The sequence below is a fragment of the Streptomyces sp. MS19 genome (assembly GCF_047200595.1).
Taxonomy (GTDB): Bacteria; Actinomycetota; Actinomycetes; order Streptomycetales; family Streptomycetaceae; genus Streptomyces.
The window spans coordinates 25,115-48,300 of sequence record NZ_JBJZOH010000005.1; the positions used below are offsets into that span (position 1 = coordinate 25,115).

The following is a 23,186-nucleotide window of genomic DNA, read 5'->3' on the forward strand; positions in this document are numbered from 1 at the left end:
CGATCCCGCCCGCCGCGGGCCCCGCGTCCGGCTACAGCGCGACGACCATCTTCCCGGTGTTCTCGCCGCGCAGCATGCCGAGGAACGCGTCCACGGCCCGCTCGACGCCGTCCACCCGCGTCTCCCTGGCGACCAGCGCGCCCGAGCGCAGCCAGCCGCCCACCTCCTCGGCGAACTCCGGGCGCAGCGCCTGGTGGTCGAGCACGAGCATGCCCTCGATCCGCAGCCGCTTGGCGATGAGCTGCGTGAGGTTGCGCGGCGCCGCCGGGGGCTCGGTGGCGTTGTACTGCGAGATCATCCCGCACACGACGGCGCGGCCGTGGACCGTCAGCGCCCCGATGGCGGCCTCCAGGTGCTCGCCGCCGACGTTGTCGAAGTACAGGTCGATGCCCTCGGGGGCGGCCTGCGCGAGCTGCTCGGCGACCGGCCCGTTCCGGTAGTTGAACGCGGCGTCGAAGCCGTACTCGTCCAGCAGCGTCCGCACCTTCTCGTCCGACCCGGCGCTGCCGATGACGCGGGCGGCGCCCTTCAGCCGGGCGATCTGTCCGGCCTGGCTGCCGACCGCGCCCGCCGCGCCCGAGATGAACACCCGGTCGCCCGCGCGCAGTCCGCCGGTCTCCAGCAGGCCCGCGTACGCGGTCAGACCCGTCATGCCGAGGACGCCGAGGTACGCGCTGAGCGGCACGCCCTCCACGGCGTCGATCCGGGTGGCCTGCGGGGCGGGCAGCGTGGCGTACTCGCGCCAGCCGAAGTGGTGCAGGACGTGGTCGCCCGGCGAGAAGGCCGGGTCCTCCGAGGTGACGACCTCGCCGACCGCGCCGCCGGTCATGGGCTCGCCGAGGCGGTACGGGGGCGCGTACGACTCGACGTCGTCCATCCAGTTGCGCATGGCCGGGTCGACGGACAGGAAGAGGTTCCTGACGAGCAGTTCCCCGGGGCCCGGCCGCTGGACGGGGAGGTCGCGCAGGGCGAAGTTCTCCTGCCTGGGCCAGCCGTGCGGGCGGGCGACGAGGTGCCAGGCGCGGGCGGTGGCGGGCGGGGTGGCGGACATGTCGGGCCTCCGGCCGTAAGCGGAACGGGTGTGCTCTGGTTCACCCATCATGGCTCCGGCGTCCCGGCCTCGGCACGAACCCGCGCCTACGCGGCCCGCACAACGTCAGGTCCGCCCGGCCGCCGCGTGCGCTCAGCCGGCAAACGGCGTCCCCGGCAGGCCGGCACCCGCGCCCGGCAGCACCAGCACCGACCCGGCGGCCGGCTCGGCGCCCGGCGGGAGGCCCGTGCACGCGGTGGTGATGTAGAGGTCCGTCAGGTCGGGGCCGCCGAACGCGCACGCGGTCGGGCGCGAGACGGGCACCTCCACGGTGCGGTCGAGCGCGCCCCCGGGGGTGAAGCGGTGGACGGCGCCGCCGTTCCTGAACGCGGCCCACACGCAGCCGTCCGCGTCCACCGTCATCCCCTCGGGCGAGCCGGTGAACTCGGCGGTGTCCACGAGCGGCCTGCGGTCGCGCGCACGCCCGTCCTCGGTGACGGTGAAGACATCGATGCGGTGGGTCGCTGTGTCGGCCCAGTACATCAGCGCGCCGTCCGGGCTCCAGCCGGTGCCGCCGCCGGCGGTGGCGTCCGGCACGACCGTCTCGGTGCTGCCGTCCGGGGCGACGCGGGTGAGGGTGCCGCCGCCCTTCTCCTCGTCGTCACGCGTGGTCCCCGCCCACAGCGCGCCGTCGGGCGCGACGGCCGCGCCGCTGCCCCGCCTGCCGGGCACGGGGTCCTCGACCAGCCAGGAGAAGCCGCCGGACGCGTCGTACAGGCCCACGCCGTCCCGCAGGTTCACGACCAGGCCGCCGCCCTCGCGGGGCCTGGCGGCGCCGACGTGCTGCCCGGTGTCGAGCACGGCCTGCCTGCCGGTGGCCGGGTCGAAGAGGTGGACCCGGGAGGTGAGGACGTCCACCCAGATCAGGCGGCGTGCCACCGGGTCCCAGACCGGTGCCTCGCCCAGCTCGGCGTGCGCGGCCACCGCGATTTCGATCATGACCTCTTCCCTACACCCGTCCCGGCCGCGAGCGGCCGAGCCGCTCCGGGAGAGGCGCGCCGGGCCGCCACCCGGAACACGGCAGTGACTCCCATCAGGGCGTGCAACGGCCGGACCACCCCGTCCCCGGGCGGCCCGGCGTCCCGCCGCACGCCCGCGTCAGCCGTGCGACTGCGCGGCCCGGTGCTCGCCGACCGCCCGCAGCCTGCTGCTGACGGGCCCCGGCAGCCGGTCGCCCGCCCGGTCGGCCACCGCGCCGGCGGCACGGGCCGCCGCCTGCCGCCCGGTCTGCGCGGCGGTGTCGACGCTGTTGCGCACCGCCGGGTTCTCGGCCAGGCGGCGCGCGGCGAGCCGCAGCTGCTCGTACCGCTCACGCCCGGCGCGCGCCCCGAGCACGTACCCGACGGCCGCACCGGCGATGAATGTCAGCTTGCGCATGATTGCTCCCCTTTTCAGTGTTTCTGCCCTGCTTGATCCTCGCGCGGAGTGCCGCGCCCTCGGCAACCGGATGTCCCGGATACCGATTTCGAAGCACCCCCGTGGATGCGCTAATGTAAGCGGCGCGGCGAGGGCGGCACCCGACCACGGGAGGCGACGGACCCGAGCGGCGCAGTCCCCTGTAGCTCAATTGGCAGAGCAGCCGGCTGTTAACCGGCAGGTTACTGGTTCGAGTCCAGTCGGGGGAGCATCATCGAGAGTTACGCCAAAGGGCCCCTTCCGGGGCCCTTCTGCTGTTTTCACGCATCTCTCCCGGAACTACGGGAACCGATCACCCCGTGCCCGCAGTCCCTTGCTGTGTACGAAGCACCCCGCCCCGGGCGGGAGATCGTATGAGCAGCTATGCTGCGGCAGACGGCGCGTACAGATGTACGCGGCACGCCGTCACGGGGCGGTAGCTCAGCCGGTTAGAGCAGCGGACTCATAATCCGTCGGCCGTGGGTTCGAGTCCCACCCGCCCCACCTCCGCCGCCCGTTCGTACCGGGGGGGCGAAACGGTGAGGGTTCCGCGGCGAGTTGCGGATCACGGGAGCGGACCCGCACCGCACCGGCCCGCGTGCGGGGCAGGACGAGGCTCCGACGCGTGAGCGCTGCCCCCACGGCGACGCGGAACGGGAAGACCGCGACCACCAGGAGCGGACTCGGCGCGTCCGCCACGTGCAGCATGGTCGCCCTCCCGGACTGGGCGGAAGCATGCCTCGCCCCCGGGCGGTCAGGGGACCCGCGGGCGGGTGGTCCCCGCTTCGGCGAAGGGGGCGTAGTGGTCGGTGAAGAGCTTGCCGACCAGTTCGCCGCGGCTGGAGACGCGGACCTTCTCGAACACGGCCTTCACGTGGTCGCGGACGGTGTGCGGCGACAGGTGCAGTTCGTGCGCGATCCTGCCGGTCGGCAGGCCGCGCGCGATGCACTGCGTCACCTGGCTCTCCCGCTCGGTCAGTTCGTAGGCGTCCACGATGAGCGGGACGATCTCCGAGGTGGCGGCGGGTCCGAGGACCACGGCGGACGGGCCGGGGGCGCCGCCGGCCTCGCGCAGGCAGGAGGCGTGGCACACCAGCCAGCGGCCCGAACGGGTGCGGACGCGGACGCGCGCCGGGCCACGGTCGTGGCCGTCCGCGACGGCGCGGGCCTTGAGGGCGGTCGCCCGTACCCAGGCCGGGAGGCGGATGCCGAGGGCGGTGGGCGTGGCGGGCCCGGCGGGGAGGTCGTCCAGGTACGCGCGGGCCTCGTCGTTCGCCGAGAGCAGGTCGCCCGAGGGGCCGAGGAGGAGCAGCCCCGGGCCGTGCGGGGCACCGGCCGGCGGGTGGGACGCGGGCTCGGCGAAGGAGCGCAGGACGCGGGCGAGCGGGGTGGCCAGGCCCGCGACCAGGCGCGTCTCCGCCGGGTCGAACGCCGGGCGGCCCTTCGCGCGGAAGAGGCTGAGGTGCCCGTACGGCCGTCCGCCGACGCGCAGGACGGCGCGCAGCTCGTCCGCGAAGCCGCGCGGGCGCATGAACCGCTGGTACAGGGTGCTGCGGGCCGGGAGGCCGCCGGTGGCCTCCCGGAGGCTCGCGACCGGCTCCGGCGCCTCGGCGAGGTCGCGGTAGAGGTTGACGTTCTCGGTGAACAGCTCGCACTCCCAGTAGACCGCGCAGCCGCCCTCGTCGAGGTTCTCGGCCCGGACGGGCGCGGCCATCAGCCCGGTGAGCGGGTCGGTGGCGCGCCACACGGACGCGTCGTACGGCAGCAGGACGCGCAGCGCGGCCGACGCCTCGGCGAACATGCCGAGCGCGTCGGGCGCCTTGGCGGCGCGGGCGATCACGCGGGCGGGGCCGGTCGCGCGCCTGGAGGCCGTCGATGAGGTCACGTGCCGATCGTCGCAGGCCGGGGCGCGCGGACCAACCCCCCGATCGCGGGGGTCACTCGCCGCCGTCCCCGCCGTCCCCGCCGTCGCCGCCCCAGCCGCCGCCACCGCGGCCGGGGGAGCCGCCCGCGCCGCCACTGTAGTCGGGCCGGTTCCTGCGGATCTCCCGGAGAATCTTCTCGTTCCGGCGCCGCATCCGCTTTTCCAGCTGCCTGTCGTACTTGGTCTTCCGCCGGGTCGGCCGGTAGGCGCCGCCGGTCGTCCCGCCGCCGCTCCCGCCGCTCGCGATCGCGCAGATGACCAGCGCGATGATGCCGAGTATCACCAGCAGTTCCACGGTTCCCCTGTCCGGCCGCCGCGCGGCGGCCCCTGTTCTCCGGTATAGCGGCCGACCGCGCCTGGCATCCCCTCAAACGAGGGGAAGCCGGCAGCCGGGCAGCCCCGTTCGCGCGGGATGGGGGCGGGCCGCCGGCGCGCCCGACACTGCTGCCCGTAACCGGTGGCAGCAGGAGGGAACGGTCCATGACGGCACACCTGAGCGCGCTCCTCGCGCCGGGCGACGCGGGGTTCGAGGCGGAGCTGGCGGGCTTCGACCTGGTGGCCAGGCACCGCCCGGCGTACGTGACGCGGGCGGAGTCGGCGGCGGACGTGCGGGCGGCGGTGCGGTTCGCCGCCGGGCGCGGCCTCCCCGTGGCCGTCCAGGCGACCGGCCACGGCATCGCCGCCCCGGCCGACGGCGGCGTCCTCGTCAGCACGCGCCGGATGGACGCCGTGACGGTGGACCCCGGCGCCCGTACGGCGACGGTGGGGGCCGGTACCCGCTGGGGGCAGGTCGTCGCCGCCGCCGCACCGTACGGGCTCGCGCCGCTCAACGGCTCGTCCCCGCTGGTCGGCGTCGTCGGCTACACGCTGGGCGGCGGGCTCGGGCCGCTCGGGCGCGCGTACGGCTGGGCGGCCGACCACGTGACCCGCGCCCAGCTCGTCACGGCGGACGGCGCCGTGCGGGACGTCACGCCCGACCGGCACGCGGACCTCTTCCGGGGCCTGCGCGGCGGCGGGAAGGCGGGCTTCGGCGTCGTGACGCGGCTGACGTTCGGCCTGGTCCCGGTGGCGCGGCTGTACGGCGGCGGCATCCGCTTCCCCGGCGAGCTGGCCGCGCCGCTGCTGCACGCCTGGCGGCGGTGGACGGCGGACGTGCCGGACGCCATGACGTCGTCGGTCGCGCTGCTGCGGCCGCCCGACGCGCCGGAGGTGCCCGCGTTCCTCCGGGGCCGCCTGACCGCGCACCTGCGGATCGCGTTCACCGGCCCCGACGAGGAAGGCGAGCGGCTCGTGCGCCCGCTGCGCGCCGTCGGGCCCGCGCTGGCGGACAGCGTGCGCGGGATGCCGTACGCGTCGGTCGCGGACATCCACCAGGACCCCACCGAGCCGCTGGCGTACCACGAGCGGAACATCGTGCTGCGCGCACTGGACGGGCAGGCCGTCGAACGGCTGCTGTCCCTCGCCGGTCCCGGCAGCCCGTGCGCCGACACGATGGTCGAACTGCGCCACCTGGGCGGCGCGCTGGCCCGCCCCGCGCCCGTACCGGACACGCTGTCGGCGCGGGACGGCGCGTTCACCCTCTCGACGCTGTCCCCGCCCGGGGTGCCGGACACGGTGCTGCACGGCATGGCGCCCTGGGGCACCGGCCGCCGTTACCCCAACTTCCTCACCGGACCCGGCGCGGCCGACGCCGCGCCGGAGTGCTTCTCCCCCGCCGGCCTCGCCCGGCTGCGCGCGCTGAAGGCGGCCTACGACCCGGAGAACGTCTTCCACCCCGGCCACACCCTGCGGGACGCCGCGTGAACGCCGGACCGCGCTACGGCGCGCTCTTCGGCCCGGCCGTCTTCGGCGTCACCGCGGCGGGCGTCGCGCTGCCCGACGTGGCGGCGGCGCTGGACGCCACACCGTCCGCCGTCGCCTGGGTCCTCACCGCGCACGCGCTGGCGCTCGGCGTCGGCACCGCGTTCTTCGGCCGCCTGGCCGACGCGCGGGGCCTGCGCGTGTCGCTGCTCGCCGGTTCCGTGCTCCTCGCCGTGGGCGCGGCGGTGTGCCTGCTCGCCCCCGGGCTCGGGACGCTCGTCGCCGGGCGCCTCGTCCTGGCGGCGGGGTCGGGCGCGATGACGTCCGGCGCGGTGACGCTCTGCGCCTCGGCCGCGCCGGAGGAACGGGCCCGGGTGCTCGCCGGGTTCGGCGCGGTGGTGGCGGTCTTCTCGGCGGGCGCGACGCTCGCGGGCGGCGTGCTCACGGCGTGGGTGACGTGGCGCGTCGCGCTGGTGCTGCCCGCGCTGTCGCTGCTCGCCGTGCCGCTGTGCCTGCGCCCCGCCGGGGCGCGCCGGGGGTCGGGGCGCCGGCTGGATCTGCCGGGGGCGGCGCTGCTGACGGTGGCCGCCGCGTCGTTCCTGCTGTTGGTGCAGGTGCCTGCGCTGGGGCTGGGGGCGCGGGCGGGGGTGGCGCTGGGTGCCGCGTTCGTGGGGGCGGGCGGGCTGCTGGTGTGGCGGGTGCGGACGGCGGAGGGGGCGTTCGTACCGGGGTGGCTGATCGCGGACCGGTTGTTGCTGCGGGTGGCGGTGACGGGTGCGTGCATGTACGCGGGGCTGTTCGCGGCGATGTACGTGACGCCGCAGCTTCTTGTGCGGGAGTACGGCTGGGGGGTGACGGCGGTCGGGGCGTGGCTGCTGCCGGGGGCGGTCGTGGGGGCGGTGCTGTCGCGGCTGGCGGGGCGGCTGCCGATGGCGGCGGGCGGTGCGCCGCTGCTGGCCGGGACGGCGTTGGCGATGGCGGCGGTGTCGGGCGTGGGGTCGTGGGTGACGGCGGCGGCGGTGCCGGTCGTCGGGGCGTCGCTGGGCTTCGCGGCGTTCGCGGTCACGCAGGTCGTCGGGACGGCGCTGCTGTCGAGGCGGGTCGAACCGGGGCAGCGGGGCGGGGCGTTGGGGCTGCTGAACCTCGCGTTCTTCGTCGGCGGCGGGATCGGCAGCGCGACGGCGGGCGCGCTCGCCGTGTACGTCTCCCTCGGTGCGGTGCTCGGCCTCGTCGCGGCTTTCCCGCTGCTGGCGGCGGTGTCGGCGCTGACGCTGGCGGGCCGCCCGTGGCGGGATCGGCGGGTGGTCGGTGAGCCCGGCGCGTAGACGGCCTTCGGCGGCGCGGCACGTGGGCGTCGGTGACCTCGGACGACGAGCACCGCGCGCGGGGGCGGTTGGCGGGGACGGGCCCGCCGGTCCCCGGGCGGGCGCGGGACGGTCCGGTCGTCGAGGACGGCGTGAGGTGTGAACGCCACCGTGGCGGTGGACGGCGCGCGCCGCCGCCGCGGCAACCCTTTGGGCGAGGCGGTCTCCGGAGCCGACCGGCCGTAGGGACTCCCCCGAGGCCGCGCCGGACGGGCCTTCACCTGTGCGAAGCCGCGGCACGTTCTCCCGCGACTGCCGTCTCAGGGACCACAGCGTGCCTGGTAGCGCCCGCCTGCACGCCCCCGCCCCTCACCCAGCGGACGAGCCGCCCGCTCAGTCGGCGTGCAGCTCGCGGGGATGGCGGCGGCCGGGAGCCCGTCGGTGCAGGAGGGAACCGCACAACGGGCCGTACACACTCCCCCGAGCACGTGCCGAACAGGTCTTCGCCGGTGTCCAGACGTTGCGTGCTCCCCCGAGTGGACGGGCGGCCCGAGAGGGGGCGGCGCCGGGTACCTCCCGCGTGATCGCGCGGGCGAACGCGGGCGGCCGTCCCGTTCAGTCGGCGTGCAGCTCGCGGGCGTGGCGGCGGCCGGGGGTCAGGGTCCAGCGCGTGATCAGCGCGGGGACGAGGCCCGTTCCCACGATCGCCAGCGCGGGCGCGAAGCCCGTCAGCGCCAGCCACGTGAGGAACTGCACGACCGCCAGCGCGGCGTGCAGCGGCCGGGCCGCCAGCAGCGCGGCGGCGGGCGCGAGCCAGGTGCGCCAGTGCGTGCCGGGCCGCTCCTCGGCGGCCCGCAGGACGGCGAGCCACCAGGCCGTGCCGAGGCCGAGCAGCGCGACGAGGACGACGAGCCCGGCCGTCCCCTGCCAGCCGCCCGCCGCGTACCAGAACGGGATGCCAGCCAGGAAGCCGGCCGAGGCGCCCGCGACCAGCAGCCCGAGCGGCCACGCCTCGCGGCAGGCGGCGCGGAACTCCCGCAGGTAGGTGCCGACGCCCGTCACCCGCCCGGCGCGCTGCTCGGCGAGCTGCCGCTGGAGGGCGACGGCGGCCGGCCCGTACGTGACGAGCGGGAGCGCGCAGACCAGGAACGTGAGCTGGAGTATCAGGGCATTGCCCACCGTCGTGAGCGCCGAGGTGACCCGCATCGCCCTTCGCCTCCCTTGGCGTGTACGCCGGTCCGCCGCGGGGGTCCCGGTGTGGCCGGAAACTACCGCCGCGTGGCCCGCGGGGGCGGGGGAACAGCCGTTCCGCCCGTCGTCTGGAGTGTCACACAGTAATCGAAACCTCCCTGGAAAAGTCGAGACTGCTACAGCCTTGTAAACCCGGGAACCGTGGTGCTAGCTTCCACGGAAAGCGCTTGCTATGGGGCAGGCGCCACCCCTGGGAAGGTGGAAACTGCATGTCAGGCAGGGCTTTGGCCGCCGTGCTCGCCACCCTCGCGGCGGTGACCACGACGCTGACCGGCTGCTCGGCCGACCACGGGGACACCAACACGCTCCGTGTTCTCCTGGCCAACTTCCCGGCGAACAATCAAGGTCAGGCCGTCTACGACGACATCGTGGACATATTCCACGAGTCGTACCCCGACGTGAAGGTCGAGGCGGACTTCGTCCCGTACGACAACCTCAACGCCAAGATCGCCACCTCGCTGGCCGCCGGCACGACGTACGACGTGATCTCCGCCGGTGTCGGCTGGATACAGCCGCTCGCCGGACTCGGCGCCATCGGCAGCCTGGAGGACGACGGATTCAGCACCGCGGAGCTGGAGGAGCGGGTCTACCCGTCGTTCATCCCGCCGATGCTCCAGGACGGCGAGCTGTACGGCGTCCCGATCGTGGCCAACCCGCGCGTACTGGCCTACAGCAGGAGCGCGTTCGAGGCGGCCGGGCTCGACCCGGACCGCCCGCCGCGTGACTTCGGCGAACTGGTCGCCGACGCCGAGGCGCTGACGCAGCGCGACGGTGACGGGAACATCACCCAGGCCGGATTCGACTTCTGGGCCAAGCCGAGCGGCTACCGGCAACAGTTCGTGGCCTTCCTCGGCGCCGCGGGCGGCACGCTCTTCGACGGCACCGAACCGCGCTTCGACGGCCCCGAGGGCGTCAGCGCGCTGACCACCATGCGCGACCTGATCGCGGACGGCTCCTCGCGGTACGGCTACCAGAACACGGCGCAGACCTCCCTCGTGACGGCGGGCCAGGCGGGCATGGGCTTCGCCAGCCCGTACGTGGACTGCTCGGACGGCGAGGGCGGCATCGGCGCCGCCAAGTGTGACGACCTCGTGTACTTCAGCCTCCAGGACGAGCAGCCGTCGATGTTCACCGGCGGCCGGATCGCGTCGATGGGCGCGCAGACCGAACTGCCGGAGGCCGCCGCCGGGTTCATCCGCGCGATGCAGGACCCGGCGACGCAGGAGGCCATCTCCGTGATGGACGTCGGCGTGCCGGTGGACAAGGCCGCCGCCGACTCGGACTTCGTGCGCGGCAACCCCGCGAGCACGTACGCGGTCGACCACCTGGACACCGCGATCATGGAATACGGCGGGACCAACTTCCTGGAGTTCCGCTCCGCGGGCGGCTGGGCCCTGGACGAGGCGCTCCTCGGCCAGACATCCCCTGACGACGCCCTCTCCTCGCTGGCCGACCTGTCTCGGACCAGAACATGACCACCGGTTCGGAGCTTTCCCCCGTGTCTGTCGTCAACGCACCCTCACCGGCCGGGCGGCGCCGCCGCCGCGGCGGGGTGGAGAGGGCCAGGGCGCGAGCCGGCTGGTTCCTGCTGGCGCCCGCCTTCCTCCACTCCCTCGTCTTCATCGCGATCCCCGTCGTGACCGTCGTCGCGCTCAGCTTCACCGACACCAGGGTGATCGGCGGCGGTTCGTGGATCGGGCTGTCCAACTACACCGAGCTGCTGGACGATCCGCTGTTCCGCAAGGCGGTCGGGCACACCATCGTGTACACGATCGCGGTCGTGCCCGTCGCGATGGCCATCGCCATCCTGGTCGCCATCGGGCTGAACCAGAACATCCGCGGCCGCGCCGTCTTCCGCACCCTCTTCTACATCCCCGTCGTCACCTCGACGGTCGCGGTCGCCGCCGTGTGGCTGTGGATCTACAACCCGTCGAGCGGTCTTGGCAACGAGGTGCTGTCCTTCCTGGGCCTGTCGCGCTCCGGCTGGCTGACCGACCCGGACTCGGCGCTGCCCGCGCTGATGGCCATCGGCATCTGGCAGGGCCTCGGCGCGAAGATGGTGCTGTACCTGGCGGCGTTGCAGAACGTGTCGCCCGAGCTGGTCGAGGCGGCGCGGCTGGACGGCGCGAACCGCTGGCAGGTCTTCTGGAACGTGACCTGGCCCGCCCTCGCCCCGGCGCACTTCTTCGTGCTGGTGACGTCGATCGCGTCCTCGTTCCAGGTGTTCGACCTCGTCTTCGTCACCACCAACGGCGGTCCGGCGAACGCGACCAACGTCCTGGCGTTCGACATCTTCCTGAACGCGTTCCAGCGGCTCGACACCGGCTACGCGGCGGCCGAGACCGTGGTGATGCTCCTGATCGTCGGCGCCTTCGTGTACCTCGGGCGCCTCACCCAGCGCGACCGGAAGGAGGTGTAGGACCGTGGCGACACCCACCCGGGCCACCGCGGCCCCCGCGAAGCCGGTCTCGTACCGGCCGCCGAGCGTCCGCGCCGGACGGGCACTGCTGTACGTGGTGCTGAGCGTCGGCGGCCTGCTGATGGTCGCGCCGTTCCTGTGGATGGTGCTGACGTCGTTCAAGTCCATGGGCGAGGTGGAGGCGTTCTCCTGGCTGCCCGACGGCATCCAGTGGCGCAACTACACGGACGCCCTGGACGCGGCGCCGTTCGGCATGTACTTCCGCAACAGCCTGATCGTCGTGGTCGGGCAGACGATCCCGGTGCTGATCCTGTCCACGGCGGCCGGGTACGCGCTGGCGCACCTGCCGGTGAAGGGCAGCAGGACGTTCCTGAACTACTTCATCGTGCTGCTGACGGTCCCGTTCCAGGTGCTGATCGTGCCGCTGTTCCACGTCGTGCGGCACATCCCGCTGGCCGGGGGCAACGACATCCTCGGCACGGGCGGCACCGGCTGGATCAACACCTGGGCGGCGCTGATCGTCCCGTTCGTCTCGGGGCCGATGTACGTGTTCCTGGCGCGGCAGTTCTTCCTCTCGCTGCCGGGCGAGCTGGCGGACGCGGCGCGCGTGGACGGCGTGTCGGAGCTGGGCATCTTCCTGCGGATCATGATGCCGCTGGCGAAGCCCGCGCTGGTGACGATCGCGCTGTTCAACATGGAGTCGGCGTGGAACGGCTTCCTGTGGCCGCTGGTGGCGACCGCGTCGGAGAACCTGCGTCCGCTCCAGTTCGGCCTGGCGACGTTCGCGCAGAGCGGGGACATCCAGTGGCCGTTCCTGATGGCGATGTCGGCGGTCGCGACGCTGCCGATGATCCTGGTGTTCGTCCTGGGCCAGCGGTACTTCATCGCGGGCCTGGCCAACACGGGGCTCAAGGGATGAGCCCGCTGCCCGCGCCGCGGGCGGCGCGCGACCGGCTCGGCTTCGCGACGCTCGGCTGCCCCGGCGCGCCGCCGGCCGAGGTCGCCGCGCTCGCCCGGCGGCACGGCTGCCCGTACGTCGAACTGCGGTCCGCCGAGGGCGAGATCCTGCACACCGGGCTGCCCGCCGCGCGGGTGGCCCGGGTGCGGGCCGAACTGGAGTCGGCCGGCCTCGCGGTGCTCGCGCTGAACACCTACGTACGGCTGTGCGCGCCGTCCGCGGGGCCGGACGACGACCAGCGGGACGCGCTGCTCGCCCATGTGGACCTCGCCGCGGCGTCGGGCGCGCGGGCCGTGCGTGCCTTCATGAACGATCAGAGCAGCATGAACGATCAGAGCAGCACGAACGATCCGAGCAGCATGCACGATCCGGGCGAACGGGGCGGCGGCGCGCCGACCGAGGGCGAGCGGCGCGCGCTGGACCGGCTCGCGCACGTCGCGCCACACGCGGCCGCGGCGAGCGTCACCATCGCCGTCGAGACCCACGACTCGCACTCCCGCGCCGACCGCACCGCCCGTTTCCTCACCCTCCTCGACCGCGAGGCACCCGGCCACGGCTGCGGCGTCGTCTGGGACACCGCGCACACCTGGACGCACGGCGAGACACCCGCCGAAAGCCTCGCCCTCCTGCGGCCCTGGCTGGCGTACGCGCAGATCAAGGACGTACGCGCACCCGCCGATCCTGTACCCGTCCCGCTGGGCACCGGCGGCTATCCGGTGGACGCCCTGGCCGCCGCACTGCGCGCCGACGGCTACGCGGGCCCGCTGTCCCTCGAATGGGAGCGGATGTGGCACCCGGAGCTGCCCACCCTCGACGAGGCGCTGACCCACGTACGCACCTGGGCCGCGCCCCTGCTCACCGATCCCCCGGAGGAATCCCCCGCATGACCCCCACCCCGCTCGAACTGCCCGGCACCGACCGCTTCGCCGCCGCGCTCACGCGGGTCGCGTCGCCCCCGGAGGACCGCGCGCTGAGCCCGCACACCGGCCTGACCCGCGCCCACTGGCTCGCGGTGGCCGACGACCTGCTGCTGTCGGCGGCCCGCTACCGCTCCCCCGGCGGCGCGCGCATCGACCTGCCGGGTCCGGCGTCGCAGCAGGGCGTGCGGACGGACGGCCTGGAGGGGTTCGCCAGGACGTTCCTGCTCGCCGCGTTCCGGCACGTCGGCGAGGGCGGCGCCGACCCGCACGGCCACCTGGACCGTTACCTGGAGGGCGTCGTCGCGGGCACGCGCCACCCGGGCCGGGACGACACCGACGCGTGGCCGGTGATCGGGCACGTCGGGCGGCACGGGCAGGCGCACGTCGAGGCGGCCTCCGTGGCGCTGAGCCTGCATCTCACCAGGGCCGACTCGTGGGAGCGGCTCTCCCCCGGCGAGCGCGACCGGCTCGACGCCTGGCTGCGCCACGCGCTGCGGCACGAGCCGTCGTCCAACAACTGGTACCTCTTCCCGCTGACCATCGCGAGCTTCCTGGAGGGCGTGGGCCGCGGCGACGAGGAGACGGCGTACGTCATCGCGCGCGGCCTCGGCCTGATCGAGCAGTGGTACCGGGGCGAGGGCTGGTACTCGGACGGCGACGGGCAGGCGTTCGACCACTACGTGGGCTGGGCGCTGCACCTCTACCCGCTGCTGCACGCGCGGCTGCGGGGCGACGAGGCGCTGCTGGGGCGGCTCGGGGACCGCCTTGAGGAGTTCCTCGGCAGCTACGCGCCGACGTTCGACCGCAACGGCGCGCCGCTGCACCACGGACGGTCGCTGACGTACCGCACGGGCACGCTGGCCGCCGTCGCGATGGGCGAGGTCACCGGGCGTACGCCGCTGACGCACGGGCAGTCGCGGCGCGTCCTGTCCGCCTGCCTGCGCTACTTCCTCGACCGGGGCGCGACGACGGACGGCGTGTTCAGCCTCGGCTGGCACGGGCCGCACAGCGAGCCGACGCTCCAGCGCTACTCGGGGCCGGGCTCGCCGTACTGGGCGTCGAAGGGCTTCGCGGCGCTGATGCTCCCGGCGGACCACGGCCTGTGGACGGCGACGGAGGAGGCACCGGCGTACGAGCGGGAGGACTTCGTGCGCAGCATCCTGCCCACAGGGCTGCTCGTGCAGCGCACCGCGCGGGACGGGCTCGTCCGCGTGCACAACCACGGCAGCGACCACGTCAAGCCGCACCAGGCGGACGCCGGGGCACCCGATCCGCTGTACGCGCGGCTCGCGTACTCGACGCGGACCGGGCCGACGACGCTGCACAACGCGCCCGACAACGACGTCTCGGTGCGCTACCGGGGGGTCTGGAGCGTACGGCGCCGCATCCACCGGGCGGGGGGCGGGGACAACTGGATCGCGTCCTGGCACGCGCCGCGTTTCGCGGACTTCGCGCCGTTCGAGGCGAGCCCGGACGCGCCGGGCGGGCCGGTGCTGCCGTCGGTGCGCATCGACAGCGCGGTGGCGGTGGACGGGCCGTGGGAGGTGCGCGTGCACCGGCTGTGGAACGTGCCGCCCGGCGCGCCGGTGCGGCTGTCCGGCTGGGCGGTGGCGGGTGCGGATCCTGAGTCACTGGTGACGGAGCAGGGGAACGGGTCTGTGGCGGTGTCGGCCGAGGTGGACGGGGCGCCGCTGGCGTCGCGGCTGCTGGGGCTGCACGGCTGGGCGGAGGCGCGTACCGAGATCGCCCCTGCGGGGACGGCCTATGGGCGGTGGGCAGTGGTGCCGCAGCTGTACGGCGAGGCGGGCGGCGGGCTGTACGTCGCGCTGGCGTCGCTGGACAGCGACGAGGCCACGGCGGCGCCGTCGGCGGACACCGCCGGGGCACGGGCCGAGGTGGAGGACGGCGGGCGGGTGCGCGTCGTCTGGGCGAGCGGGCGGGCGGACACGGTGATCGACATGGACGCGGTGGCCGCGGTGGCCGTCGCGGCGTGGCGGTGAGTGGCGTGGCGGTGAGTGGCGTGGCGGACGGGCGGACCACGATCGCGCTCGACCTGCGGGACGAGCTGGCAGACGACCTGTTCGACGCCGCGCTGCGGGCGCGGCTGGCGGCGTGCGGCGCGGTCGTGCGGACCGGCGGCAGCGGCGACGCGGCCGTACGGGCCGACGCGGACGTGCTCGTGACGGGCTGGGGCACGCCGCCGCTGCCGGAGCGGCGGGAAGCGCTCGGCCGGGTGCGGCTGGTCGCGCACAGCGCGGGCACGGTGCGGCGGCTCGTGCCGAAGTCGCTGGTGGCCGACGGGGTGTCGCTCAGTCACGCGGCGGCGGGTATGGCGCGTTCGGTGGCGGAGCTGGCGCTGTGGTTCACGATCGGGCACCTGCGGTCGCTGCACAGTGTGGATCGTGCGATGCACGGCGGGCGGGACTGGGCCGCCGCGCAGGCGGTGCCCCTGGGCACGACGGCGGCGGGCACGCGGATCGGCGTGGTGGGCGCCAGCAGGGTGGGCCGGGTGTACATCGAGCTGGTGCGCGCGCTGGGCGCGACCGTGCCGGTGTACGACCCGTACCTCCCGGAGGCGGAGGCGGAACGGCTGGGCGTGGTGCCCACCCCGCTGGACGAACTGCTGGCCGGCTGCCCGGTCGTCGCGCTGCACGCACCGGTGACGGACGAGACGCGCGGCATGCTCGACGCGCGGCGGCTCGCGCTGATCCCGGACGGCGGCGTGCTCGTCAACACGGCGCGCTCGGCGCTGATCGACGGGCCCGCGCTGGTCGCGGAGCTGCGGTCGGGCCGCATCTCGGCGGCGCTCGACGTCTTCGACGACGAGCCGCTGACGCCGGGTGATCCGCTGTGGGAGCTGCCGAACGTCACGCTGACCCCGCACATCGGCGCGGCCACGCGGCACTCGCGCCGCACGCAGGGCGCGATCGTGGTGGCGGAGATCGAGCGCTTCCTGCGCGGCGAGCCGCTGGAGCACGCGATCCGCGCCGACACGTACGACCGCCTGGCCTGACACCACGGGCGTCGGGGCCGCGACGGACACGCGCGGAACCCCGACACCGGTGGCCGGGAGGACGGGTCAGGGCACGACCGGCCTGCGACCCCGCGCCGTCCGGCGCACCAGCGGAACGCGGTCGCGGCGGCCTGACCACCGCCGACGGCAGGACCACGCGCCCGGCGCGAGCAGACGCCCCCTGGGAGCCGGGGACGGCGCGCCGTCCGCCCGCGCCGGGCGGGAGCGAGACGAAGCGGTCCCGGCCGCCCCCGACCGCCGCCACACCCGCGCGCGCCCGGCGTTGTCTCGCGCAGACGGCGGTGAGACGGCCGAGCACACCGCATCACGTCACAGCGAAGTGCCCTGGAGCCGGTCGCCCTTACTCCGCCTTCCTCCGGGGAAGACCGGGGACAGCCGCACCGTCCGGCCGCGCCACGGCCGGAGCGGTACGAAACCGTCCCGGCCGCCGACCACCGCCGCCGCACCTGTGCGCTCCGGCGCCACCGCTGACGGCAGAACGGGCACACCCCGCACACCCTGGCGCTGTCGTCGCGGAGAGGGCGGTGAGGCGGCCGAGCAGACTGCGGCGCGCCACCATGAAGCCTCCCGGAGCCGGTGATCCCGCTCCGCTTCCCTCCCCCAAAGACCCGGGGACAGCACAGCAGTCCGGCCGCGCCGGACAGCAGCGGGACGAAGCGGTCCCGGCCGCCGACCAGCGCCCGTGCCCCGGGGCGCCCTGCCGGGCGGCTGTACCACCTCCTCGGCACCGCACCCGCCCCGGACACCGTCGCGAACCAGTCGCCGCGCACAGCGGTCGTGCCCGTGGCGCGCCGCTGGTCCGGCGGGGTCAGGCCCGGGTGGGAAGGCGGTCCCCGCCACCGGCACGCTCCGCCGCACCGGCGGCCAGCTCCCGTGCCGCCAGCGCGCGACCGATCGCGCGGGAGGTGGCGAAGCCGAGGACGACGACGAGGACGCCGCCCGCCGCGTCCAGCAGGTAGTGGTTCGCCGTGCCGACGATGACGAGGGTGGTCGCCGCCGGGTACACGAAGCCCAGCACGCGCAGCCACGCGTACGGGGCGCACCGCCACAGCACCAGCGCGCACCACAGCGACCAGCCGACGTGCAGCGACGGCATGGCGGCGTACGGGTTGGTGACGCCGGTGAGGGCGCCGAAGCGCGGGTCGTCGAGGTCCTGGGGGCCGTTGGCCGTGTCGATGTAGCCGAGGCCGGGCATCAGGCGCGGCGGGGCGAGCGGGTAGAGCCAGAAACCGGCCAGGCCGAAGAGCGTGGTGAACGCGAGGGCGCGCCGGGCCCTGCGGTACGCGCCGGGGTGGCGTACGAGCAGCCAGCCCAGGATCGTCAGCGGGACGGCGAAGTGGAACGTGCCGTAGTACACGTCCATGGTGTCCGCGAGCCAGGGCCGGTCCGCCACGAAGTGGTTGACCGCGTGCTCGATGTCGATGCGCAGGAAGCGTTCGATGTCGAGGATCTGGTGGCCGTGCGCCTCGACGGTCTCGCGGTCCCCGCGCACGTAGCCGCGTACGTAGGAGTAGGCCCAGTAGCCGACGCGGATCAGGGCGAGTTCGAGCAGCAGGTTCGGCCGGGAGGCGAGGCCCGCGCGTGCCGGGTGGGACCACGACTCGGATTCGCGGGGCAGGAAGCGCAGCACGCATGTGGCGAGCAGGACGCAGATCAGCGGGATGTTGTCGGCGAAGACGGCCAGCGAGTCCATCTTCGGCAGCAGGGCGTCCCCGGGCACGACCAGGGCGAGGACGACGAACACCGGCCACATGGGGCGGTCCGCGGTGCGGCGGCCGACCTGTCCGGCGAGGGCGAGGGCCAGCCACAGCTGGGCCTGCTGCGGGGCGGCGGGTGTGGCGGCCAGGGCGGCGCAGCCGATGAGGGCGGCGGCCAGCAGCGGCTGCCCGTCCGTGGTGTGACGGGCGGCGCGGCGCAGGGCGAGCGCGCAGACGGCGGCGGCCAGTGCCGTGAACAGGACGATCTCGCCGGGGCCGGTGAGCCCCAGTCGCAGCAGTGCACCGTGGAGCGATTGGTTGGCGGTGTCGTCGGGGGCGGGTTCGAGCCCTGCGCCCGCGAGGTGGTGCAGCCAGAACGTGGCGGAGTCGCCGGGCAGCAGCGCCCACGCGGCGGCGGTGACGGCGGCGAACGTGCCGGCGGTGAGCACCGCCGCGTTGCGTCGGCCCGTCAGCAGGAACAGCGGGGCGAAGAGGAGCAGTGCGGGCTGGAGGGCGGCGGCCGCGCCGATGAACGCGGCGCCGTACGGGCGGCGTGCGGCGAGCAGCCAGCCGGCCAGGGCCAGCGGGACGGCGACGATGTCGAACCGCGCCTCCGTGACGGTCTCGCGCACGGGGATGGCGGCGACGAGCAGCGCGATCCCTGCGGGGAGCGCCCACGTACGCTGCGCGGCGGGCAGGGCACGGCACGCGATGACGGCCACCGCGACGGCGGCCGGCAGGACGGCGCACGCCCAGGCGGCCCCTTCCCCGGTGACGGCGGTGACGGCCTTCAGCAACAGCGCGGCGGCCGGTGTGCCGCTGAAGCCGCCCGCGCTGTGGAGCGGCAGGCCGTCGTCGTCCAGCCAGGCGGGGCGGCCGGTGAGCCGTTCCCCGCCGGGCAGATCGAGGACGGCGGCGAGGCGGTGGACGACGACGGCCGCGGCCAGCAGCCACAGCGCGCACAGGACGACGGGGCGGACACGGGACGCGCGCCCGCCCCTCGCGTTCTCGGTCTCCGCCACCCGTACGCCTTCTGGACTTCGTCTGCTGAATGCCGCGTGCCGTCCGCGGTCTGCCCGGTGAACGGCCGATGTCCCGAGAATCTACCCGGCGCGTCCCGGCGGCGTGCGAGGCGGGGGCGTCGGTTCAGAAGCCTTCCGGCAGGCGGGGGACGTAGGGCGCGGCCAGGCGGTCGAGTTCGTCGTCGGTGAGGCCGAGGTCCACGGCGGCCACGGCGTCGGTGAGGTGCTGCTCGCGCGTCACGCCGACGATCGGCGCGGTCACCGGCGCCTGGTGGAGCAGCCAGGCGAGCGCGACCTGCGCGCGCGTCACGCCCCGTTCGGCCGCGACCGCGCCGACCGCCTCGATCACCGCGCGGTCGGACTCCTCCGCCTGCCGGTACAGGCGCGCGCCGAACGCGTCGTTCTCGCTGCGCCGCGTCACCGTCTCCGGGGCGCGGGCGAGCCGGCCGCGTGCGAGCGGGCTCCACGGGAGGACGCCGACGCCCTGGTCCAGGCAGTACGGCAGCATCTCGCGCTCCTCCTCGCGCATGATCAGGCTGTACTGGTCCTGCATCGAGACGAAGCGCGTCCAGCCGTTCAGGTCGGCCGCGTGCTGCATGGTCGCGAACTGCCAGGCCCACATGGACGAGGCGCCGATGTAGCGGACCTTCCCGGCGCGTACGAGGTCGTGCAGCGCCTCCATCGTCTCCTCGACCGGCGCCTCCGGGTCGTAGCGGTGGATCTGGTAGAGGTCGATGTGGTCGGTGCCGAGGCGGCGCAGGCTGGCGTCGCACTGGGCGAGGATCGCGGCGCGCGACAGGCCGCTGTCCTTCGGCCCGTCGCCCATGCGGCCGTAGACCTTGGTCGCGATGACGACCTCGTCGCGCCGGGCGAACTCGCCGAGCAGCTTCCCCGTGATGACCTCGCTGTCGCCCAGCGAGTACGAGTTCGCGGTGTCGAAGGTGGTGATGCCCGCCTCGATCGCGGCGCGGACGAACGGCCTGGCCTCCTCGATGCCGAACGACCAGCTGTGGGTGCCGCGTCCGGGGTCGCCGAAGCTCATGCAGCCGAGGACGATCCGCGAGACGCGCAGTCCCGAACCGCCCAGGCGTGTGTACTCCATCGGTGCTCCTGTGGTCGCCGGTGCATGGTGGGGCACATGGTGCCCGCGCCAGTCTCCCGCCCGGGGCGGCCGGGCGGGACGCGGGGTGCAGCGGGCGGGCGTCTGCTCGGCGAGGACGGCGGCGGCCCGGTCGAGGAGGCGGCAGCTCTCCCGGTGCTCCTCGGGCCGGTTCGGCGTGGCGGAGGCGCCCGAGCCGGTGCCAGGTCCCGGCGAGGTGACGGTCGAGGTGACGCACGCCGGAGTGCGGTGGGGCGAGGGTCAGGGCACCAGGACGATCTTGCCCAGCGTGTGGCCGCCCGCCAGGTCCCGGTACGCGTCGCGCACCTCCTCCAAGGGGTAGGCGCGGGCGATGGGCAGCTCCAGTTCGCCGCTGTGCAGCTGGGCGGCGAGGGCGGCCAGCACGTCGGCGTTCGCCCCGGCGGCCTGGCCGTCCGTCTTCGCGCCGTGCCGCTCGGCGGCGTCGAAGTCGATGACGGTGTTGATCCGCTCGGGGCGCACGCCCAGTTCGACGGCCAGCTGCACGTAGCCGTCGCCGTGCGTGTCGATGAACGCGTCCGGCGTCCGGCCCGCGACCGCCCGCAGCCGGTCCGCGACACCCGCGCCGTGCGCGACGGGGACGATGCCGTGCTCGGCGAGCCAGTCGTGGTGCGCGGGGCCGGCGAGACCGAGGACGGTCGCGCCCGCGTTCCTCGCCAGCTGGGAGGCGACCGTCCCGACGCCACCCGCCGCGCCGGAGACCACGACCGTGTCGCCCGTCGTCACGCCGACCGCCCGTACGCAGGCCCAGGCCGTCGTGCCGACGACGGGGAGGCCGCCCGCGACCTCCCAGGAGACGCCGGTGGGGCGTGGCGTCAGATTCGCCGCGTCCACGGCGACGAACTCGGCCTGGCTCGCCCGGTCGTCGGTGAAGCCGAACACCTCGTCGCCCGGCGCGAACGCCGTCACGTCCGCCCCGGTGCCCGTCACCACGCCCGCCAGGTCGCTGCCCTGGCCCGACGGGAACGACGCGGGCCACATCGCGTCCAGCAGCCCCTTGCGGATACCGGCCTCACCCGGGTTGATCCCGGCGGCCTTCACCTCGACGAGGACCTGCCCGGGGCCCGGCACCGGGCGCGGCACCTCCACGACCCGCAGGACGTCGATGTCGCCGTACTCGTCGAACCTCACAGCGCGCGGCATGCCGGCTCCTTTCGCGGGCTCCGTCCCTCTCGCGGCCCCCGCCCGGTCCCCCGCACGGCCTCCGGTCCACTATGGGCCAAGCGCGCGCGGCCCACCACCGGGCGGATGGCGCACGGCGAACACCGCCAGATGGACGCGGGTGGCGCTGCCGGTCTTGCGCATCAGGCTCGCGACGTGCGTCTTCACCGTCGTCACGCCGATGTGCACGCGGGCGGCGATCTCCGCGTTGGACAGGCCGCGTCCGACGTGGCCGAGGATCTCCCGCTCGCGTGCGGTCAGCTCGGGCAACGGGTCGCAGGGGGGCGTCTCGCGGCCCTGCCAGGCCCGTGTCGCCTGCCCGACGAGGCGCCGCAGCACGGCCTGGCTGAACGGGCTGCCGCCGCCGGCCGCGTGCCGTATCGCGTCGGTCAGTTCGCCGGGGGCCGCGTCCTTGGCGAGGAAGCCGCAGGCACCGGCGGCGAGCGCCGGGTACAGGTGGTGGTCGTCGTCGAAGGTGGTGAGGACGACGACGCGGGTGGCGGGGCGTGCCTCGTTGATGCGGCGGGTGGCGGTCGTGCCGTCCATGCCGGGCATCCGCAGGTCCATGAGGACGACGTCGGGGCGTTCGGCCTCGGCGAGGCGGACGGCCTCCGCGCCGGTGGCGGCCTCGCCGACGATGCGGATGTCGGGGGTGGACTCGCAGAGCATGCGCAGACCGGCGCGGACGAGCCGCTGGTCGTCCACGAGCAGCGTTCTGATCATGGCGTCTCCCGGGGGACCCGAGGGGCGGGGAACTCGGCGCGCAGCCGCCAGCCGGGGCCGCGCGGCGCCGGGCCCGCGCTGAGGGTGCCGCCGAAGAGGGCGACGCGTTCGCGCAGGCCGACGAGCCCGTAGCCGCCGCCGGTGGAGGCTGCGGGGAGTGCCAGGCGGGTGACGGGCGGCCCGGCCGGTCCTTCGTCGGTGACCTCGACGCGGACGGTGCGGTCGGCACGGCCGGGGCCGGGGCCGGGGGCGGGATGGGGGTGGGCGAGGGTGACGGCCACGAGGGTGCGTGTGCCCGCGCCCGCGTGCTTGGCCACATTGGTCAGGCCCTCCTGGACGACGCGCAGGACGGCAAGGCCCCGTACGGCGTCGAGGGTGTCGAGTCCTGGGTCGATGCGGGGCTCGACGAGGAGCCCGGCCTGCGCGGAGCGCTCGACGACGGCGGTGACGGCGGCCGGGAGTTCGGCGGGCGCGACGAGCACGGAGCCCGCGCGTCCGGTGTCCTGGAGCGCCGCGGGGTCCCGTAACACGGCGACCATCCGGCGCAGGTCGGCGAGCGTGGCGGTGGCGGCGGAGTGGATGTCGTCGAGCACCTCGCGGACCGGCGGGGTGAGCCCCGGGAGCACTTCGCGGGCGACCCCGGCGCGCAGGGCCATGGAGGCGACGTGATGGGCGACCAGGTCGTGCAGTTCGCGGGCCAGCTCGGTGCGTTCGGCGAGCCGGGCGCCCTCGGCGGCCAGTTCGCGGCGCTCCTCGGCCTCGCGGGCGCGTGCGCGTGCCTGGGCGAGCGCGTCGCGGGACGCGCGGAGGTAGGCACCCAGGAGCAGGGGCGCGCCGACGACGCACAGCACGCGGTAGCCGACCGCGAGGACGCCGCCGACCGTCTCGTGCTGGTCGAGGACGACGACATACGCGACGGTCACGGCCAGCATGCCCAGCAGGGCGGTGCGGTAGGGGCGGCGGACGGCCAGCTCGAACAGGGCCACGCTGGCGAGCACCTTGGCGACGACCGGCGTGGACACGGCGGTGCCGTGTGCGGCCACGATGAGCGCGGACATGGCGACGGTCACGGCCAGCGGCCACCTGCCGCCCGCCAGGAACAGGCCGGCGGCGCCCAGGGTCACGGCCCAGTCGGCGGAGGTCACCGGGGGGCGCTGCATGAAGAGCAGGTAGCCGGGACCGATCAGCAGAGGCACGAACCGCGCGGGGCCGAACCGTTCGCCCACCGCACGTCCCACCCAGGTCAACAGCACGGCCCGACAGTATCCCGACCGGCTGGAAACCCCGCCGCCCAGGCGCCCGCGCAGGTCTCTTGTCCCGGCCTGGCCCGGTCCGGCGGGGCAGGCGCGT

At 75.1% G+C, this 23,186-nt stretch carries 19 protein-coding genes and 2 tRNA genes; 10 read left to right on the plus strand and 11 right to left on the minus strand.

Annotated features, from left to right (window positions below; translation table 11 throughout):
• Positions 1 to 31: 31 nt before the first annotated feature.
• The 3 genes from ACL02R_RS07020 to ACL02R_RS07030 all read right to left on the minus strand — a co-directional run bounded on the left by ACL02R_RS07020 (position 32) and on the right by ACL02R_RS07030 (position 2,467).
• Positions 32 to 1,051: an NADP-dependent oxidoreductase gene (locus ACL02R_RS07020; RefSeq protein WP_412795983.1), complete on the minus strand. Its 1,020-nt coding sequence runs from the start codon at positions 1,049 to 1,051 to the stop codon at positions 32 to 34.
• A gap of 132 nt (positions 1,052 to 1,183) precedes the next feature.
• Positions 1,184 to 2,029 carry an SMP-30/gluconolactonase/LRE family protein gene (locus ACL02R_RS07025; protein ID WP_412795984.1) on the minus strand — a complete coding sequence of 282 codons (846 nt, stop codon included), beginning with the start codon at positions 2,027 to 2,029 and terminating at the stop codon, positions 1,184 to 1,186.
• A gap of 159 nt (positions 2,030 to 2,188) precedes the next feature.
• Positions 2,189 to 2,467: a hypothetical protein gene (locus ACL02R_RS07030; protein ID WP_412795985.1), complete on the minus strand. Its 279-nt coding sequence runs from the start codon at positions 2,465 to 2,467 to the stop codon at positions 2,189 to 2,191.
• 175 nt (positions 2,468 to 2,642) lie between these two features.
• Between ACL02R_RS07030 and ACL02R_RS07035 the strand changes: the two genes are divergently transcribed.
• Positions 2,643 to 2,715, plus strand: a tRNA-Asn gene (locus ACL02R_RS07035).
• Between the two features lie 200 nt (positions 2,716 to 2,915).
• Positions 2,916 to 2,989, plus strand: a tRNA-Ile gene (locus tag ACL02R_RS07040).
• Positions 2,990 to 3,239: 250 nt separating this feature from the next.
• Here ACL02R_RS07040 and ACL02R_RS07045 read toward each other — a convergent pair.
• Both ACL02R_RS07045 and ACL02R_RS07050 read right to left on the minus strand, forming a co-directional pair.
• A complete protein-coding gene (locus tag ACL02R_RS07045) occupies positions 3,240 to 4,370 on the minus strand; it encodes a LuxR C-terminal-related transcriptional regulator (protein WP_412795986.1) in 1,131 nt (376 codons plus the stop codon).
• A gap of 52 nt (positions 4,371 to 4,422) precedes the next feature.
• Positions 4,423 to 4,704, minus strand: a complete 282-nt coding sequence (locus tag ACL02R_RS07050; protein ID WP_412795987.1) for a hypothetical protein — start codon at positions 4,702 to 4,704, stop codon at positions 4,423 to 4,425.
• Positions 4,705 to 4,889: 185 nt separating this feature from the next.
• Here ACL02R_RS07050 and ACL02R_RS07055 point away from each other — a divergent pair, with 185 nt between their 5' ends.
• Positions 4,890 to 6,212, plus strand: coding sequence for an FAD-binding oxidoreductase (locus ACL02R_RS07055; protein WP_412795988.1), 1,323 nt, complete (start codon positions 4,890 to 4,892; stop codon positions 6,210 to 6,212).
• Positions 6,209 to 7,534, plus strand: a complete 1,326-nt coding sequence (locus ACL02R_RS07060; RefSeq protein WP_412795989.1) for an MFS transporter — start codon at positions 6,209 to 6,211, stop codon at positions 7,532 to 7,534. The genes ACL02R_RS07055 and ACL02R_RS07060 overlap by 4 nt, the downstream gene beginning before the upstream one ends.
• 594 nt (positions 7,535 to 8,128) lie before the next feature.
• On the opposite strand, the gene ACL02R_RS07065 is transcribed toward ACL02R_RS07060, so the two are convergent.
• Positions 8,129 to 8,719 (minus strand): hypothetical protein, encoded by a 591-nt coding sequence (locus tag ACL02R_RS07065; RefSeq protein WP_412795990.1) that lies wholly within the window; start codon positions 8,717 to 8,719, stop codon positions 8,129 to 8,131.
• Between the two features lie 254 nt (positions 8,720 to 8,973).
• Here ACL02R_RS07065 and ACL02R_RS07070 point away from each other — a divergent pair, with 254 nt between their 5' ends.
• Genes ACL02R_RS07070 through ACL02R_RS07095 form a run of 6 tightly spaced genes read left to right on the plus strand, consistent with a single transcriptional unit; the run spans position 8,974 to position 16,074 of the window.
• Positions 8,974 to 10,239 (plus strand): extracellular solute-binding protein, encoded by a 1,266-nt coding sequence (locus tag ACL02R_RS07070; RefSeq protein ID WP_412795991.1) that lies wholly within the window; start codon positions 8,974 to 8,976, stop codon positions 10,237 to 10,239.
• A gap of 23 nt (positions 10,240 to 10,262) precedes the next feature.
• Positions 10,263 to 11,183 carry a carbohydrate ABC transporter permease gene (locus ACL02R_RS07075; RefSeq protein WP_362956050.1) on the plus strand — a complete coding sequence of 307 codons (921 nt, stop codon included), beginning with the start codon at positions 10,263 to 10,265 and terminating at the stop codon, positions 11,181 to 11,183.
• Positions 11,184 to 11,187: 4 nt separating this feature from the next.
• On the plus strand, positions 11,188 to 12,102 hold the full coding sequence (locus ACL02R_RS07080; protein ID WP_412795992.1) for a carbohydrate ABC transporter permease: 915 nt from the start codon (positions 11,188 to 11,190) through the stop codon (positions 12,100 to 12,102).
• Entirely contained in the window at positions 12,099 to 13,028 is a 930-nt protein-coding gene (locus tag ACL02R_RS07085) for a sugar phosphate isomerase/epimerase family protein (RefSeq protein ID WP_412795993.1), read from the plus strand. The genes ACL02R_RS07080 and ACL02R_RS07085 overlap by 4 nt, the downstream gene beginning before the upstream one ends.
• Positions 13,025 to 15,061, plus strand: coding sequence for a DUF2264 domain-containing protein (locus tag ACL02R_RS07090; protein ID WP_412795994.1), 2,037 nt, complete (start codon positions 13,025 to 13,027; stop codon positions 15,059 to 15,061). The genes ACL02R_RS07085 and ACL02R_RS07090 overlap by 4 nt, the downstream gene beginning before the upstream one ends.
• Before the next feature lie 5 nt (positions 15,062 to 15,066).
• Positions 15,067 to 16,074: a hydroxyacid dehydrogenase gene (locus tag ACL02R_RS07095; RefSeq protein ID WP_412795995.1), complete on the plus strand. Its 1,008-nt coding sequence runs from the start codon at positions 15,067 to 15,069 to the stop codon at positions 16,072 to 16,074.
• A gap of 829 nt (positions 16,075 to 16,903) precedes the next feature.
• Here the strand turns inward: ACL02R_RS07095 and ACL02R_RS07100 are convergent.
• The 5 genes from ACL02R_RS07100 to ACL02R_RS07120 form a co-directional block, all read right to left on the minus strand.
• Positions 16,904 to 18,814, minus strand: a complete 1,911-nt coding sequence (locus ACL02R_RS07100) for a phosphatase PAP2 family protein (protein ID WP_412795996.1) — start codon at positions 18,812 to 18,814, stop codon at positions 16,904 to 16,906.
• Positions 18,815 to 18,938: 124 nt separating this feature from the next.
• Positions 18,939 to 19,916 (minus strand): aldo/keto reductase, encoded by a 978-nt coding sequence (locus ACL02R_RS07105; RefSeq protein WP_362956035.1) that lies wholly within the window; start codon positions 19,914 to 19,916, stop codon positions 18,939 to 18,941.
• Between the two features lie 258 nt (positions 19,917 to 20,174).
• Entirely contained in the window at positions 20,175 to 21,095 is a 921-nt protein-coding gene (locus tag ACL02R_RS07110; RefSeq protein WP_412795997.1) for an NADP-dependent oxidoreductase, read from the minus strand.
• A 69-nt stretch (positions 21,096 to 21,164) separates the two neighbouring features.
• The gene (locus ACL02R_RS07115; protein WP_412795998.1) at positions 21,165 to 21,836 is read right to left on the minus strand and encodes a response regulator; all 672 of its coding nucleotides are present in this window, start codon (positions 21,834 to 21,836) and stop codon (positions 21,165 to 21,167) included.
• Positions 21,833 to 23,089 (minus strand): sensor histidine kinase, encoded by a 1,257-nt coding sequence (locus tag ACL02R_RS07120; protein WP_412795999.1) that lies wholly within the window; start codon positions 23,087 to 23,089, stop codon positions 21,833 to 21,835. Before ACL02R_RS07120 ends, ACL02R_RS07115 begins: the two co-directional genes overlap by 4 nt.
• Between the last annotated feature and the right edge of the window lie 97 nt (positions 23,090 to 23,186).

What these genes read in the sequence shown, in the direction of transcription:
- ACL02R_RS07070 (WP_412795991.1), top strand. Translation starts at nt 8,974, where the DNA reads ATGTCAGGCAGGGCTTTGGCCGCCGTGCTCGCCACCCTCGCGGCGGTG.
- ACL02R_RS07085 (WP_412795993.1), top strand. Translation starts at nt 12,099, where the DNA reads ATGAGCCCGCTGCCCGCGCCGCGGGCGGCGCGCGACCGGCTCGGCTTC.
- ACL02R_RS07055 (WP_412795988.1), top strand. Translation starts at nt 4,890, where the DNA reads ATGACGGCACACCTGAGCGCGCTCCTCGCGCCGGGCGACGCGGGGTTC.
- ACL02R_RS07020 (WP_412795983.1), bottom strand. Translation starts at nt 1,051, where the DNA reads ATGTCCGCCACCCCGCCCGCCACCGCCCGCGCCTGGCACCTCGTCGCC.
- ACL02R_RS07065 (WP_412795990.1), bottom strand. Translation starts at nt 8,719, where the DNA reads ATGCGGGTCACCTCGGCGCTCACGACGGTGGGCAATGCCCTGATACTC.
- ACL02R_RS07110 (WP_412795997.1), bottom strand. Translation starts at nt 21,095, where the DNA reads ATGCCGCGCGCTGTGAGGTTCGACGAGTACGGCGACATCGACGTCCTG.
- ACL02R_RS07115 (WP_412795998.1), bottom strand. Translation starts at nt 21,836, where the DNA reads ATGATCAGAACGCTGCTCGTGGACGACCAGCGGCTCGTCCGCGCCGGT.
- ACL02R_RS07025 (WP_412795984.1), bottom strand. Translation starts at nt 2,029, where the DNA reads ATGATCGAAATCGCGGTGGCCGCGCACGCCGAGCTGGGCGAGGCACCG.
- ACL02R_RS07090 (WP_412795994.1), top strand. Translation starts at nt 13,025, where the DNA reads ATGACCCCCACCCCGCTCGAACTGCCCGGCACCGACCGCTTCGCCGCC.
- ACL02R_RS07030 (WP_412795985.1), bottom strand. Translation starts at nt 2,467, where the DNA reads ATGCGCAAGCTGACATTCATCGCCGGTGCGGCCGTCGGGTACGTGCTC.
- ACL02R_RS07105 (WP_362956035.1), bottom strand. Translation starts at nt 19,916, where the DNA reads ATGGAGTACACACGCCTGGGCGGTTCGGGACTGCGCGTCTCGCGGATC.